General features: G+C 72.3%; 15 protein-coding genes. 8 read left to right on the top strand and 7 right to left on the bottom strand.

Translation table 11 applies throughout. The features are described from left to right. Positions 1 to 41 precede the first annotated feature (41 nt). Positions 42 to 1,505: an NCS1 family nucleobase:cation symporter-1 gene (locus K7C98_RS16415; RefSeq protein ID WP_224192618.1), complete on the top strand. Its 1,464-nt coding sequence runs from the start codon at positions 42 to 44 to the stop codon at positions 1,503 to 1,505. 77 nt (positions 1,506 to 1,582) lie between these two features. After that, on the top strand, positions 1,583 to 2,257 hold the full coding sequence (locus K7C98_RS16410) for a hypothetical protein (protein WP_224192617.1): 675 nt from the start codon (positions 1,583 to 1,585) through the stop codon (positions 2,255 to 2,257). A 75-nt stretch (positions 2,258 to 2,332) separates the two neighbouring features. Here K7C98_RS16410 and K7C98_RS16405 read toward each other — a convergent pair whose 3' ends face one another. Continuing rightward, a complete protein-coding gene (locus K7C98_RS16405) occupies positions 2,333 to 3,307 on the bottom strand; it encodes a peptidyl-prolyl cis-trans isomerase (RefSeq protein ID WP_224192616.1) in 975 nt (324 codons plus the stop codon). 390 nt (positions 3,308 to 3,697) lie between these two features. Between K7C98_RS16405 and K7C98_RS16400 the strand changes: the two genes are divergently transcribed. The 4 genes from K7C98_RS16400 (at position 3,698) to K7C98_RS16385 (ending at position 7,253) form a co-directional block, all read left to right on the top strand. Continuing rightward, the gene (locus K7C98_RS16400; protein WP_224192615.1) at positions 3,698 to 6,061 is read left to right on the top strand and encodes an SIR2 family protein; all 2,364 of its coding nucleotides are present in this window, start codon (positions 3,698 to 3,700) and stop codon (positions 6,059 to 6,061) included. A 270-nt stretch (positions 6,062 to 6,331) separates the two neighbouring features. Beyond that, positions 6,332 to 6,580, top strand: coding sequence for a hypothetical protein (locus tag K7C98_RS16395; RefSeq protein ID WP_224192614.1), 249 nt, complete (start codon positions 6,332 to 6,334; stop codon positions 6,578 to 6,580). After that, the gene (locus tag K7C98_RS16390) at positions 6,577 to 6,804 is read left to right on the top strand and encodes a hypothetical protein (protein WP_224192613.1); all 228 of its coding nucleotides are present in this window, start codon (positions 6,577 to 6,579) and stop codon (positions 6,802 to 6,804) included. The genes K7C98_RS16395 and K7C98_RS16390 overlap by 4 nt, the downstream gene beginning before the upstream one ends. Further along, positions 6,801 to 7,253 carry a hypothetical protein gene (locus K7C98_RS16385; RefSeq protein ID WP_224192612.1) on the top strand — a complete coding sequence of 151 codons (453 nt, stop codon included), beginning with the start codon at positions 6,801 to 6,803 and terminating at the stop codon, positions 7,251 to 7,253. The genes K7C98_RS16390 and K7C98_RS16385 overlap by 4 nt, the downstream gene beginning before the upstream one ends. 177 nt (positions 7,254 to 7,430) lie before the next feature. On the opposite strand, the gene K7C98_RS16380 is transcribed toward K7C98_RS16385, so the two are convergent. The 4 genes from K7C98_RS16380 to K7C98_RS16365 are packed head-to-tail and all read right to left on the bottom strand — an operon-like array spanning position 7,431 to position 10,935. Further along, positions 7,431 to 7,886, bottom strand: coding sequence for a hypothetical protein (locus K7C98_RS16380; protein WP_224192611.1), 456 nt, complete (start codon positions 7,884 to 7,886; stop codon positions 7,431 to 7,433). A gap of 9 nt (positions 7,887 to 7,895) precedes the next feature. Further along, positions 7,896 to 8,837, bottom strand: coding sequence for an NAD(P)-binding domain-containing protein (locus K7C98_RS16375; protein WP_224192610.1), 942 nt, complete (start codon positions 8,835 to 8,837; stop codon positions 7,896 to 7,898). Next, entirely contained in the window at positions 8,834 to 10,546 is a 1,713-nt protein-coding gene (locus K7C98_RS16370; protein WP_224192609.1) for a 1-acyl-sn-glycerol-3-phosphate acyltransferase, read from the bottom strand. Before K7C98_RS16370 ends, K7C98_RS16375 begins: the two co-directional genes overlap by 4 nt. 53 nt (positions 10,547 to 10,599) lie before the next feature. After that, complete coding sequence (locus K7C98_RS16365) at positions 10,600 to 10,935, bottom strand: hypothetical protein (RefSeq protein ID WP_224192608.1); 336 nt, start codon at positions 10,933 to 10,935, stop codon at positions 10,600 to 10,602. A gap of 231 nt (positions 10,936 to 11,166) precedes the next feature. Here K7C98_RS16365 and K7C98_RS16360 point away from each other — a divergent pair, with 231 nt between their 5' ends. Together K7C98_RS16360 and K7C98_RS16355 are read left to right on the top strand one after the other, a co-directional pair. Continuing rightward, complete coding sequence (locus K7C98_RS16360) at positions 11,167 to 12,087, top strand: hypothetical protein (protein ID WP_224192607.1); 921 nt, start codon at positions 11,167 to 11,169, stop codon at positions 12,085 to 12,087. Positions 12,088 to 12,125: 38 nt separating this feature from the next. Further along, positions 12,126 to 12,521 carry a hypothetical protein gene (locus K7C98_RS16355; RefSeq protein WP_224192606.1) on the top strand — a complete coding sequence of 132 codons (396 nt, stop codon included), beginning with the start codon at positions 12,126 to 12,128 and terminating at the stop codon, positions 12,519 to 12,521. Positions 12,522 to 12,533: 12 nt separating this feature from the next. Here the strand turns inward: K7C98_RS16355 and K7C98_RS16350 are convergent, their stop codons facing one another. Continuing rightward, complete coding sequence (locus K7C98_RS16350) at positions 12,534 to 13,034, bottom strand: hypothetical protein (RefSeq protein WP_224192605.1); 501 nt, start codon at positions 13,032 to 13,034, stop codon at positions 12,534 to 12,536. Between the two features lie 23 nt (positions 13,035 to 13,057). Beyond that, positions 13,058 to 14,080 carry a hypothetical protein gene (locus K7C98_RS16345; protein ID WP_224192604.1) on the bottom strand — a complete coding sequence of 341 codons (1,023 nt, stop codon included), beginning with the start codon at positions 14,078 to 14,080 and terminating at the stop codon, positions 13,058 to 13,060. Positions 14,081 to 14,168 lie beyond the last annotated feature (88 nt).

Raw genomic sequence — 14,168 nt, 5'->3', positions numbered from 1 at the left:
GACCTTTCTGGGCGCGCGGCGGGGCTGATAGCATCGCTCGTATGTCCACGCAGGAGCAGGACGGCCTCGTCGAGCTCACGAGTCCGCCGGACGACCCGGGCCTCCGCAACGCCGACCTCGACCCGACCCCGCGCAGCGCGCGGACGTGGAACCGCTGGAGCCTCGCCGCGCTGTGGGTCGGCATGAGCGTGTGCGTGCCGACCTACGTGCTCGCGGCCTCGCTGATCAAGTCGGGCATGAACTGGTGGCAGGCGATGCTCACCATCCTGCTCGGCAACCTGATCGTGCTGGTGCCGATGATCCTGTGCGGCCACGCCGGCACGCGCTACGGCATCCCCTTCCCGGTGTTCGCCCGCGCCGCCTTCGGCGTCCAGGGCGCGCACATCCCCAGCCTGGCGCGCGCCCTCATCGCCTGCGGGTGGTTCGGGATCCAGACCTTCATCGGCGGCCAGGCGATGTCGCAGCTGATCGGCCTGCTGTGGCCCGCGTGGTTCGAGCTAGGCGGCGGCGCGACCTTCATCGGCCTGTCGCTGCCGATGTGGCTGGCCTTCCTCGGCTTCTGGCTGCTCAACGTCGTGTTCGTCTACAAGGGCACCGAGTCGATCAAGTGGCTCGAGAACCTGGCCGCGCCGTTCCTGATCGTCGTCGGCCTCGCCCTGCTGTGGTGGGCCTGCAGCCGCGCCGGCGGCCTCGGCGTCATCCTCGCCGGCTCGCATGCGCTCGTACACGCCTCTCAGGACATGTCCTCCTGGACATGGTTCGTGCAGGTGTTCCTGCCCGGCCTGACCGCCATGGTCGGCTTCTGGGCCACGCTGTCGCTCAACATCCCCGACTTCACCCGCTACTGCCGCAGCCAGCGCGAGCAGCTGCTGGGCCAGCTGTACGGCCTGCCGACCACGATGCTGCTGTTCTCGTTCATCGGCGTGGCCGTCACCTCGGCGACGGTGATCCTCTACGGCGAGGCGATCTGGGACCCGGTGGCGCTGGTGGTCCGCATGTCCGAAGAGACAGGCTCGACCTTGCTCGCGGTCCTCGCCATGCTGACCCTCGCGGTCGCCACCCTGTCGACCAACATCGCCGCCAACGTGGTCGGCCCCGCCAACTCGCTGGCCAGCGCCTTCCCGCGCGCGCTCGACTTCCGCCGCGGCGGCCTGGTCGCCGCGGGCCTCGGCATCGTCGTCTGCCCGTGGCTCCTGCTCGACGTCTACCAGGCGTGGCTCGTCAGCTACTCCGGCCTGCTCGGCGCCGTCAGCGGCGTGCTGCTCACCGACTACTGGGTCGTCCGCCGCACCCGGCTCGACCTCGCCGGCCTCTACCGCTCGCAAGGCCCCTACACCTACCGCCGCGGCTTCAACCCCGACGCCATGCTGGCGATGGGCGTCGGCGTCGCGGTGGTGCTGCTCGGCAAGCTCGTACCTGGCCTCGAGTTCCTGTTCTCGGGGGCATGGTTCTCCGGCTTCGCCGCCTCGGCCGCGGTCTACCTCGCCCGCACTCGCAGAAGTTAGCGCGCGGCCGCATCCCCGCTCGAAGCGCTCGCCGGCGCGCGACTCGACACCGCGGCCCGGTCCTCTATACTGCCCGGATGCGAGCTTATTTTTACGCAATTCCCCTGATCTTGCTGATCCCGGCCTGCAACACCGTCCCCGTGTGCGGCAGCGGCGAAGGATTCCGCTGCTCCCAGCTCGACCCGCCGTTCCCGAGCGAGGGCACCGGCACCGAGACCGGCCCCGGCACCGACAGCGGCACCAGCACCGAGGACCCGACCGGCACCGGCGGCGAGACCTCGACCACCGACGACACCACCAGCACGACCGGCGAGACCTCGACCACCGACGAGACCTCGACCACCGAATCCTCGACCGGCGAGGCCACCGGCGGGCTGATCGTCGGCGACCCGGGCACCCACGGCGAGGCCTGTGCGCCCGACGACGGCCCCGCGGTCGAGTTCAAGATCGATCTCGCCGAGCGCGCCTGCGACTCCGACTGGCCCGAGGACGTCCCGCTGTTCCGCATCGTCCTGTTCGAGGACGTCGCCGGGCTCGAGCTCGGCGAGCACCCGCTTTCGGGCGGCTGGGGCTTCGCCTGGCTGGACGACGGCGACGGCACGCCCGAGTCGACCGACCAGGGCGTCGTCGTCATCACCGAGATCACCGGCGACGGCCTGCGCGGCACCTACGAGGTCACCCTGCCCGACAGCACCGTCCTGAGCGGCGCGTTCGACTCGCTCTACTGCCCGGCCGACGTGCTGTGCGGTTGAACATGTTCGAAGGGGCATGCCCGAGCAGGCATGCCCCTTTGAACATGCGCGAACGGTCAGCCCATTCGCCCGCCGCTACAGCCGCGGGTCGACGTGCGTCTTGGCCCGCAGGCTCGCGCGCAGGTCCTGGACCGCGCGGGCGAACGACTCCTGCTCGAGCTGCATGCGGATGCGCTCCTTGGCCTGGTCGAACGGCAGCACGTTGCCGGTGTCGTGGCGGACGACCTTGACGACGAGGAAGCCCTGGCCGGTCTCGAGCGGGCCCACGGTCTCGCCGACGCGCGCGGCGAAGATGGCGTCCTCGATGGCCGGCGCGACCTCGCCGCGCGACAGCGTCGCCTTCGGCTCCTTGATCAGGAACTCCTGCGCCAGCGCCATCGGGTCCTCGCCCGCGCGCATGCGGCGGGCGACCGCCTGGGCGTTGGAGTAGGCGGCGTCGCGGGCCTTGGCGGTCTGCTCCTGCGGCGTGAACACGAAGCGCAGCAGCTCGGCCTTGATGTCGACCCCGCGGACCATCTTGCGGTACTGCTCGCGGATCTGGGCGTCGGTCACCGACGTGTTGGCGAGCGCGCGGGTCGTCTGATAGACGAGCAGCTGGTCCTTGGTGTCCTGGATGTAGTCGGCCCAGCTGCCGTACTGGCCGCTCTGCTCGACCGCCTCGCGCAGCTGCTTGGTGTTGGAGAACCCGTTCTCCTGCGCGATCTGCTGCAAGTAGCGGTCGACGTCGGCGTCGGTGATGCTGATCTGGAAGCGCGCCGCCTCCTTCTTGATCAGCTGCTGGTCGATCAGCTCGTCGAGCGCCTGCGTCCGCGCCTCGAGGGTCGCCTGCTCGATCTGCTGCTTGGTCGGGTTGCGACCGTACTTCTGCAGCGCCTCCTGCATCAGCGGCGAGCTGGCGACCAGCGTGTCGAGCTGGCTCAGGAGGATGATCTCGTCGCCGACCACCGCGACGATCTTGTCGAGCACCATCCCCTCGGCGCGCGCCAGACCCTCGGGCACGGCAGTGAACCCGGCGACCACGAGCGCTGCGACGCGTGCGACCCTGCGCATGCGCTCCTCGTAGCACCCCCCGCCCGCCCGCACAAGGCCGCGGCGCCGGCGGCCCGACCGCGGTCCGCAGGCCCCCGAGGGCGAAGCTGTCCCCAAAGCCAGGAATAAGCCCCCGGACCGAACCACCGCCGACGAGGCCGGCCGCCGCATGGCCCACGCGGCGGCGGCCCGGGCGCGCGTGCGACGCGGCCGGGGCCTGATTTCGAGCTGTCCCGAAGGTCAGCTTCTATCCCGCGCCGACGCGACGGCCGGCGCCCACGGGCAGCGTACCGGACCCGCCGCTCCGCCGGGCGCCCCGGGCGAGCGCCGGCCCGGACCGCCTCCGTGCTGCGGCGCCGCCGTCTGCCGGCCCTTGCGAGGTTCGCCCGCGGGGGGTCATCCTGTGCCCGCATGAGCGTGGCCGAGCCCGAGGAGTGGGGTCCCGAGGGGTTGTGCGAGCAGTTCTGGGACGTCGACCGCAAGATGCACAACCGCCGGTTCGCCTTCATCCTCGGCGCCGGCGCGTCGGCGCAGTCGGGGATCCCCGCGGCCGGCGCGCTGGTGTGGCGCTGGCTGACGGAGCTGCATCGACGGCTCAGCCACCACGGCCCGCCGCTCGAGCGCTGGGCCACCGCCGAGGCGCTCGAGATCGCCGACTTCGCGCTCGAGCGGGCACCGTCGTTCTACAGCCAGGTGTTCGCCCGCCGCTTCCGCCAGCACCCCGACGAGGGCTACGCCGACCTCGAGGACATCATGCAGGGCAAGGACCCGAGCTTCGGCTACTCGGTGCTCGCCCACATCCTCGCCGAGACGCGCCACAAGCTGGTGATCACCACCAACTTCGACAACCTCGTCAGCGAGGCCCTGTCGATCTTCACCGGCACCGCGCCGCTGGTGTGCGGCCACGAGTCGCTGGCCAACTTCGTCCACGTCGAGCCGCGCAGGCCGGTGGTGGTCAAGATCCACCGCGACCTGTTGATGGCGCCGATGAACCGCGTCGCCGAGATCGCCGCCCTGCAGAGCGCGTGGGTCGAGCCGCTCACCAAGGTGTTCCGCAGCTACACCCCGATCGTGATCGGCTACGGCGGCAACGACGGCAGCCTGATGGGCTTTCTCAACGGCCTGCCCGAGGACTCGATCCCCGGCGGGATCTTCTGGTGCTACTACGGACCCGCCGGCCCACCGGGGCCGGAGATCCGGCGCCTCGTCGCGCGCCACCGCGGGATCCTCGTGCCGATCGAGGGCTTCGACGAGCTCATGCTGCGGCTCAGCGCTCGCCTGCGGATCCCCCTGCTCGACCAGGTGATCGAGTCGAAGGCCCGCGCCCGCGTCGACAACTACCGCCGCCGCGTCGAGGAGCTGCAGGCGCGCCTGTTCCCGCCGGCGCCCGCCGAGGCGCTGCCCGAGACCGCCGACGAGGCCGAGCCGGCCCCCGCCGGGGCGCTCGAAACGAGCCGCGCCGAGCCGCCGCCGCCACCTGTCCTCTCGGCCAGGTCTTCGCCGCCGGTCGCCCGCCGCGACAACGGGCGGCCCGGGGAACGCAATCCCCACCCGGTCACCCGCGGAGACGAGCGTCGACACGCGTACCCGGGGCCCCCTGTCGCCTCAGCCAGCGCGCCTGAGCCGCGCCCCATCCTCCACGCGGACGAGCCCCGCCGTGCGCCCTCGGTGCCACCTGGTGCTTCAGCCAGATCGGGCGAGACGAACCCCATCATGCACGGGGACGAGCCCGGCCCCGCGTCCTCGCTCCAACCTGGTTCTTCGGCCAGCTCGGCCGAACCCCGCCCGGCACCGCCGCCACAACATGCCTCTTCGGCCAGCGCCCCTCCGCGCCGCGGGCTCGAGGTGGCGCGCACCCCCTCGCCAGAGGCTGCCCCTTCGGACAGGCCTCCGCCGACCACGCTCCCCCACGCGGACGCATTCGCGGCCGGTGGGCACGCCGAGAGCGAGGCCCCCGGCGCGGCGCGAGACGATACGCTGCTGGCTCTCGAGACAGACGCGATCAAGCAGGCCGAGCGCGCGCAGACAGGGGCCTCCGAGGCTCCGCCCCGCCCGTCGGTGACGACGGCGCCGCGCGGCTGGACCACCGGCCGGCTGGTCCGCGTGCCCGTGCGCGACGCTCCGCTGCAGCGCGCGCTGCTGCAGCTCACCGGCGACGCGGCGACCCACAGCCCGTGGACCCTGTGGATGCAGGCCCGCGCCGAGCCGAACCGCGAGAAGGCGCTCGCCCTGCTCCGCGCCGCGCTGGACGAGTTCCCGGGCAACGACCTCCTGTCGCAGGGTATCGCCGAACGCGTCGCCGACCCGCCCACGTCCGAGACGGTGGCGCTCGCCGTCCGGACGGTCCTGGACGTCCTCCGTCAGAACCCCGACAACGAGGCCGCGCTGTGGCACCTCACGCTGCTGCTGGCGTGGCAGGACGACTTCCCGCGCGCCATCGACGTGCTCGAACGAGCGGCTCGCCTCGCCGGCGATCGACCGCGCGTGCGCGCGGCCGTCGTCGCGTTCCTGTGGGGCCTGCTCGCCCGGTTGCAGGACCTCGACGACGAGCGGGCGCTCGCCCAGTTCAAGCGCCGCAGCGAGGGCCTCACGCTGCGCACCCACCCGCCCCGCGCGCTTGTGGCGGCGCTGACGAGCCGCCTCGAGCCCGCGAGCCAGCGCCTCTACACCCACCTGTTCCAGCGCCTGGCCGGGACGCTCTCCGAGGCCGAGCTCCTCGCCGAGGAGCCACGGTTCGCCGCGATCGAGCCGGCGCTGGCGGACGCGCTCGAGTGAGCCTGCGGGTGCGCCAGCCCATGGCGGTACCTGGCCCATGAGACAGCCCGTCCGGCCGGCTCGACGAGGCCGTCCTCCTACCTGTCCCGAGGGACAGCCGAACCGCCAGACCTGAAATTCGCACCGATCGCCGCGGCGCGGCCCACGCAAGCGCCGATCGATTCCGCGCCGGCCCCGCACAAGGCGTCCTTCGGGCCCGTACAGGGCGTTCCGCCACGACTTGAAAATGATATTCAAAACCCATATCAATTACTCCTCTCGAGAAAACCCATGCAACCCACACGCCCCTGTCAGCGGACCCGCCTCGCCACCAGCGCGATGGTCACGATCGACGCGTGCAGCTGCGCGATGATCCACGTCAACGTCGGCGCCACCACGCTGCGCTTCACCCCCGAGGCGTTCGAGGGGCTGTCGGCGCTGATCCTCGAGGCCGTGGCCGAGCTGGCCGCCCGGCCGCCGAGCGACCACGACGGCGGCCTGCCGCTGCACCTCGGCCGGCGCGTGCGAGGTGAGGCATGAGCGAGCGCGTCGACCCCGTGGTGCTGGCGAGCGCGCCTGGCTACCGCATCGAGCTCGCCGACGACGGCGTCGTCCACGTCCACGCCGGGCCGCTCAGCTTCCGGCTCGCGCGCGACGCCTGCGAGGCGCTGACCACCACGCTCGCGCGGGCGATGGTACGGCTCGCCCACGTCTGTCCCAAACGACCTGTCCTCGAGGTCCTACCCGGAGGCGGCGAGGGGTGACCGCCGGCTGGCCCGCGAGCGAGGCGCCCGAGGCCGGCGCCCTGCGCCTGGTCCTGACCCTGGCGCTGAGCCGGCGCGAGGCCGCCGGGCTGCTCGCCCGCGCCGGCGACAGCGAGTGTATGTGGCCCTCGGCCGTGGTGGCGGCCCTGGGCGACGCCCTCGTCGGCGACGAGCAGCTGTGGCGCGAGGTCACCGCGACCCTCGACCACCGCCTCGCGCCGTGGCTCGCCGAGCTCGGCGGACGGCCGCTGCGCGACCTCCTCGCCCGCGTCGACGCCGACGCCGACGTCGACGTCCCTGCCCTCACCGCCCTGCTGTGGTCGTTGATCCGCAGCCGCCAGCGAGGCCTCGGCCCGCTGCTCGCCCGCGTCGTCCGCGAGGTCGAGGACCGCATCGTCGCCGACGCCGGCCGCCGCGCCCGCGACCTCCGCCGCGAAGCCACCGCCTGAACCCGCCCGCCGCGAGCCGAGGCCCGCGAGGTCGACATGCTTGATTGAACATGCCTGAGAAGTCATGCCCGATCGAGCATGACTGAACGGACATGTCCGAACAGCCTGCTCGACCCCCTGTTGCCGTACAGCGGCCCGGGCTCCGGCTCGTCTCTGCCGCTCCTGCGGCCGCGCGGCCTATCTGCCGCCGCTCGTCGAGCCGGTGTCGGTCGCGGTCGTCGACGTGCCGGTGTCGGGCTCGCCGGTGGTCGTGCCCGCCGTGTCGGTGTCGCCGGTCGTCGCGCCCGTGGTCCCCGTCGCCGTCGTGCTCGTCGAGCTCGCGCCGGTCGTCGGCGCCGTCCCGGTCGTCGGCGCACCGGAGCCGGTGCTCGTGCCCGTCGTCGTCCCCGTCGTCGTCGAGGTCGCGTTGCCGCTGGTGAACGACGAGTCGGACTCGGTGGCCGGCACGCCGTACACCGCGCTCGCCAGGCAACCCGACAGCGACAGGCTGGTGAACAGCAGCGCCGCGGCGCCCAGCGAACCTGCCCATTCGGACAGGCTCGCGCCGCAGTGGGGGCAGCGCCCGGAGCCGGCGTGGAGCAGCTCGGCGCAGGCGGGGCAGGACGACAGGCGGGTCTCGGGCAATACGGTCATGGCGTCAGATTACTCCTCGCCGACCTCGCGCGACATCAAGGCGGCGACGGCCTCCTCCGCGGGGATCTCGCGCGCGAACGCGGCGGCGCACAGCGTGATCACCGGCGCGTGCAGCTTGACGCGCCGCGTGTAGGCCGCGATCCGCCCCGCGCTCTCGAGGCCCTCGAAGTAGGTGCCGCCGATCGACCCGATCTGCTCGAGCGGCTGGTTCTCCGCGATCGCGCGCCCGATCGCCAGCTCGGGGCGGTCGTCGCCGGCCACCGCCGCAAGCAGGTCGCCGAAGCCCGCGAGGCCCATGAACGTCTCGTGCTTGCCGCCGAGCACCACGCCGATCCGCGCCGCCTCGGCCATCGCCCGCGTCGCCAGCATCGCCTGCGCCGCCGGCCCGAGCCCGTGGCCCTGGGCGAACCCGATCGCGGTGGCGAACAGGCCGACCGCGGTCGACGCGAACTCGGCCCCGGTGACGTCGTCGGTGCTGTAGAGCCGCAACGCCGGCCCGCCGAGCGCCTCGCGCACCGCCGCGCGGACCTCGGGGAAGCGGCTGGCGACCACGCCCCCGCTCGGCGCCCCGGTGATCAGCGCGTCGGCCACCAGCGGCCCCGCCAGCGCGCCGACCCGCCGGCACGGCGTCTCGCTGCGCAGCACCTGGGTCAGGCCGAGGAGGTCGTCGCCGACCACGCCGCGCGAGATGTGGACCAGGAAGTGCCCGCCGTCGAGGTGCACGCCGAGCTCGCGGGCGATGGTGGCGACGTACGGCGACGGCACGGCGAAGAAGATCAGCTCGGCGGCCGCGAGCGCACCTGGCCCCGAGACCAGCTCGATGTGCTCGGTGCCGGCGCGCTGCGGCCGGCGGCTCCACAGCAGCGCCTCGCGCCCGGCCCGCTCGACCGCGTGCGCCAGGCCCCAGCCGAAGTTCCCGCCTCCGATGATCCCGATCGGCGGCGCGCTCATGCCTTGCCTCCCTGGTTGACGATGCTGCGCGCGGCGGCCAGCGTCTCCTCGGTCGCCAGCTCCTCGGCCCACGGCAGCAGCCGGTTCTGATAGAACAGCAGCAGGTTCGGGTCTTCGATCAGCACGTCGTCTCCGACCTCGCGCGCGACGATCTTGGTGTGGTAGTCGCGCCACGCCGACAGCGCCTCGGACACGATCCGCTCCGGCGACTGCGAGCGCAGCACCGGCCCGACGCGGACCCGCCCCTCGGCCTCGGCGAACAGCAGGCGGTCGCGCGCCTCGGCGACCTCGCGCACCAGTTGGTCGCGCGGCATCGCCACCTCGCCGCGGCGGCGCTGGCGGCTGAACAGGTCGAGCTCGGGTGTCGCAAAGACCAGGTGGCGGTAGAGCACGTGCGCGACCAGCTGCGTCCAGATGATCACCGTCTCGCGCTGGTACACGCGGGCGATCGCGTCGCCGAGCTCGCGGGTGTAGCCGGCGTCGCGCGCGGGGTCGACGGTGGCGACGCCGCGCCGACTGACGTACGAGCCCGGGTCGACCGGCTGGCCCGACGGGGCGATCGAGCGGCCCTCGTCGTCGACCGGGTTGCAGAACGGGTCCATCGCGTCGCCGAAGCGGACCACCAGCGCCGAGCGCAGCGTGACCAGCTTGGTCATGAACGCGTAGACGCGGTCGACGCGCGAGAACTCGTCGTCGTCGATGATGTAGCGGGCCTGGCCGGCCCCCTTGAGGTGGTCCTCGATCAGCGTCTCGGCCTCGAGCACGAGCGCGTAGTTCAGCGTCGCCGGCACGAAGAACACCGGGCGATGCAGGCCGCGGGCCTGGTTGCGCGAGAACGCCTCGACCGCGGTGCCGGCCAGCCCGAGCTTGAGCTTGCGCTCGATCATGTTCGAGCGCGAGCGCGTGCCGCCGGGGAAGAACAGCGAGTGGTAGCCGCGCTCGATCATCAGGCACGAGTAGGTCTTCAGCGCCTCCTTGTAGAGCACGGCCGAGACGCGGCGGTCGACGCGGTAGGCGCCGAGGTTGTGCATGAAGAAGCTGATCAGCGGGTTGCTGAACAGGTTCTTGCCGGCGCCGTAGACCACGGGCGGCAGGTTCTCGCGCATGAGCACGTAGCCGAGCGCGACCGAGTCGAGGTTCGACGAGTGGGTCGGGACCAGCACCAGCGTGCCGATCTGGGCCAGGCGGCGCAGCTTGTCGAGCGGGCCCTCGGCGGAGATCAGCGCGTCGAGCTGGCTGAAGCCGCCGGCGAGCAGCTGGTTCGGCAGGCCCATCGGGTTCATCACCGCCGTCAGCACCCCGGGGATCAGGCGCGTCGCCAGCTTGTACACCCGCGCGTCGAAGTTGCCGGCGATGTCCTCGGCCATGCCGCGGCTGATCGCCCGCAGGCTCTCGGTCCGCTCCTCGTGCGACATCTTGCCGAGCCGCTTGACCAGCCGGCGCCACGAGCCCAGCGCCTGGTCGGCCTCGGCGTCGCCCTGCGCCGACAGCCGCCGGATCTCCGCGTGACCGGCCTCGTTGAGCGCGTACATCAGGCGCTTCGGATCGGCCGCGAAGTACTCCTCGGTGCGGCGCACGACCTCGGCGATGATCTGCTCGCGCTCGCTGTTGAAGCGGAAGATCTGCGGGTCACCCGGCCGAGGCCGCGGCCCGAGGATGGCCGGCAGGCGCAGCGGGCGGGACAGCAGGCGGTGCACGATCGAGCGCATGGGCGGAGGGAGCATAGCCGGCTCGCGCCGCCGCCTCTACTCCTTCACGGCGCTCACAGCGAGGTGATCGGCTCGCAGTAGAGCGAATACATCTCGTTGGTGTACCCGGGGTTGCACACGCAGCTGGGCTTGGCGTCGACGGGCACGCACTGGCCGGCCTCGCCGCAGAAGATGCCGCGGCACACGTTGAACTTGTCGTAACAGTAATCGCCCTCGGGATCGCACACGCTCGTCGGCCCGTTGCACAGCCCACCGGGCGCGCAGAAGCCCCCCGGCGAGCCCGGCGGGGGCTCCTTGGGCCCCGGGCCCTCGTAGCACGCACCAGCGAGCAGCGCGCCGAGGAGCGCCGCGCTCAACCACTTGCGAAGTCCGTGGCCGCCTGTCGTCACGCCGACACGGTAGCCGCAAAACCGCGCCCGGGGGAAGAGCACAAGGAGCCGCGTCGGCGCACAGGGACCGCGGACGCCGACCGGGCCTCGGGGTCAGGTCGAGCTGCGGTGTGGAGACCCCGCCGCGCCCGTGGTGGAATTCGGCGGCGACGCTCGCAGCTTTCACGCCCGGTGGTTCGCGCCTCGAGCGCGATGTTTTCCTCCGCCGCGGGCCCTGGTACCGTGCCCGGGATGATCGCGCACTCGACCCCACGGCCTGCGGAGCGCAGACCTGTCTTGAGGCTCGCTGCGACGCTGCTCGTCGTCACGCTCCCGACCACGACCTTGCCGCTGCCGGCGCACGCCGCCGAGGAGGTCACGCCCGCGAGGGCCTCGGGCGTCCGCAAGGTCGTGCAGGATCGCGCGAAGCCGATGATGTCGAGCGATCCTGGCGGCGCCGCCGAGCTGCTCGCGGGCGAGGCCAAGAAGACCAAGGACCCCGTGCTCTTCATCGACGCCGGCGAGGCCTACCTGGCCGAGGGCGTCGCCGAGCGCGACAAGGCGGCGCTGACGGCCGCCATCGAGCAGGCCTCCATCGGCCTCGACATCGCCGCCTTCCAGCAGGACCCGCGCTGCGACCCGGAGTGGCAGCACCTCGAGGCCGGCGAGTTCGACCGCGAGATCGCCCGCGGCAAGCAGGTCATCGAGGACAGCGAGAAGGCCATCGCCGACCTCGACAAGCCGGTCGAGGCCCCGCCGCCGGTCGAGGAGAAGAAGCCGGACAAGGGCGCCCCGCGGGACGGTCGCGGCCTCATCGCCGGCGGCTCGCTGATGACCGCGGTCGGCGTCGGCGGCCTGGCGATGATCGGCGCCGGCCTGGCGCTCAGCGCCAGGGCGCAGAAGGACGTCGAGGCGCTCGACCCGTCGGCGATCGACTTCGACGCCCAGTTCGACGACATCGACAAGAAGGGCAAGAACGCCAACGTGGTCGCCTACGCCGGCATCGGCGTGGCGGCCGTGGGCCTCGGCGTCGGCATCGCCCTGCTCGCCCTCGGCGTCAAGAAGCGCAAGGCCTACCGCGCCGAGCACGGCGGCAGCGAGACGGCCGGCGTCCACGTCGCCCCGGCGCTCGGCTACGGCTACGGCGGCATCTCCCTCGGCGGCCGCTTCTGACCGTGAGGACATTTCCCTTCGACCAGGAACTTTCGGCCATGTCCCTTCGCACCTTCGCCGCCCTGCCCGCCCTCGCCCTCGCCCTCGCCCTCGGCGCCGCCGCGCCGGCCCGCGCCGCGGCCTCGTGCTCCGACGCCAGCGGGGTGTGCCTGTCCGACGACAAGGCCAAGTGGGAGCCCGACGCGTCGCTGTCGGCCAAGCAGCTCAAGGCCAAGCGCAAGGGCCCCGCCTGCAAGGTCGCGTTCGAGATCGACGGCGGCCGCGGCAGCGTGTTCGTCGACGGCCGCTACGCCGGCACGGTGCCCGACGCGAGCCTGTCGCTGCTGCCCGGCAAGCACGACGTGCAGGTCCGCGACGGGCAGAAGATCCTCGCGGAGGGCGTGCTCACGGTGCCCAAGGGCGGCAGCCTGCAGGTCACCGTGCGGCACGGGTAACCCGCGCGGCGGTCACAGCATCGGGCAGTCCATCGCCGGGTCCGGCGACCACGTGCACGCGACCGTCACCGTGGTGCCGGCCGGCGCCTCGCCGGCGCGGAGGATGAAGTACTCCGCGTTGGTGCCGAGGTCGAGGCACGCCTGGCCGAGGTCGTCGAGCTCGGACGGGGTGATGAAGCCGTCATCGAAGCGGAACGAGAAGCACGCGGTCTCGCCCTCGGGGATCTTCAACCAGCCGAGCTCTTCCCGGCACTCGACCAGTGGTTCGCAGGTCTCCTCGCCGGGAGGACGGTCGCAGACCTCGCAGTCGGCCTCGATCTTCGTGATGGTCGCCGGGTCGACGTCCTTGACGCACCTCGGCACGCACCCCGCCGCGTCGAGCTCGACCGGCGGCTCCTCCGGCGCGCCGGTCGTGGTGTCCGAGTCGGTGCCGGCGGCCGTCGAGTCACCGCAGCCGGACGGGAGGAGGACGAGGAGTAGGGCCGCGCCGGACAGGCTCGTGCGAAGGTTCATGGTCATGCTCGGGAGCGCCGGTCTTACACTCCGTTGAGCGCGTCGACCACCGCGAACAGATCACCGCGTTCGTAGTAATCCACCGCGACGAAGTTGGGGAAGTCGCCGCTCTCTTGCATACACTCGACCACGCGCGCGTGCAGGACCTCGTAGGTGTTGACCTCGATCGCGTTCATCTCGAGCGGCAGGTCGAGCACGCTGTTGACCCAGTGGTTGACGAGGAACAGCGGGTTGTCGGTGTCGCCACGGTTGAGGGCGCACGAGAACTCGTCGGCGCTCATGTACGAGTACGGGGTGTCCCACGCGAGGTCCCACAGGTGGTGGTACCAGGCGGGCGGCGGGCCGCCCTGCTCGGCGGTGACGACGAGGCGCGTGTCGGCGGCGATCATCTCCTCGAGCGTCGGGAACGGGCCGCCCTCGTACACGAACAATTTGTCCGCGAGGTCGAGGGCGGCGTAGTCGGCGGCGATGTCCCCGACCGGGGCCGAGTCCTCGTAGAGGATCGTGACGACCTCGCGCGGGTTGGCGGCCAGGAACGCGGCGATGTCGGCGAGCACGTCGACGTGCGGCGTCTTGCCGTACGTACATGTCCCATGGCACAGGGCCGTCTCGCCCTCGTCGAGGTGGACGTCGAGCATCAACGCCCGCACGCCCTCCTCGAGCTGGACGGCGACGGTGCGCCGCTGGTTGGCGACCAGCGGGGTGAAGCCCGCGTCCTGCGAGGAGTAGCTGTTGTGCGTGCACGGGTAGGCGACCTCGTCGTAGCGGCGCCCGCACAGCGCGACGTGGCCGTTGCAGCCGAGGGCCGGGTCGTCGCCGGTGGTCGGTCCGCTCGTCGCCTCGGTCGTGACGTCGCCGGTCGAGCCGCTCGTGCCTGTCGGCGCCGTCACACCCGTCGTCGACTCGGTCGCGCCGTCCCCGCTGGAGCCGGATGTGGTCGTGCTCGCCGTCGAACTCTCACCTGCGTCGGAGTCGGTCACGGACGTCGCTGGATCTCCGACGCAAGCGGCCAGCACGGGGACGAACAGCAGCACTCGGGAGCTCACCGGCCCAGGATATCCGACGCAGGCCGATCGCTGCACCGCGCGGGCTCGCCCGTCGCGCCTCGCCGCGGGAGTGATACGCTGGCCGCAC

Source organism: Nannocystis pusilla (assembly GCF_020073745.1).
Taxonomy (GTDB): domain Bacteria; phylum Myxococcota_A; class Polyangia; order Nannocystales; family Nannocystaceae; genus Nannocystis; species Nannocystis radixulma.
Note: the sequence above shows the minus strand (reverse complement) of the source record. Positions and strands in the feature narration are given on the sequence as shown.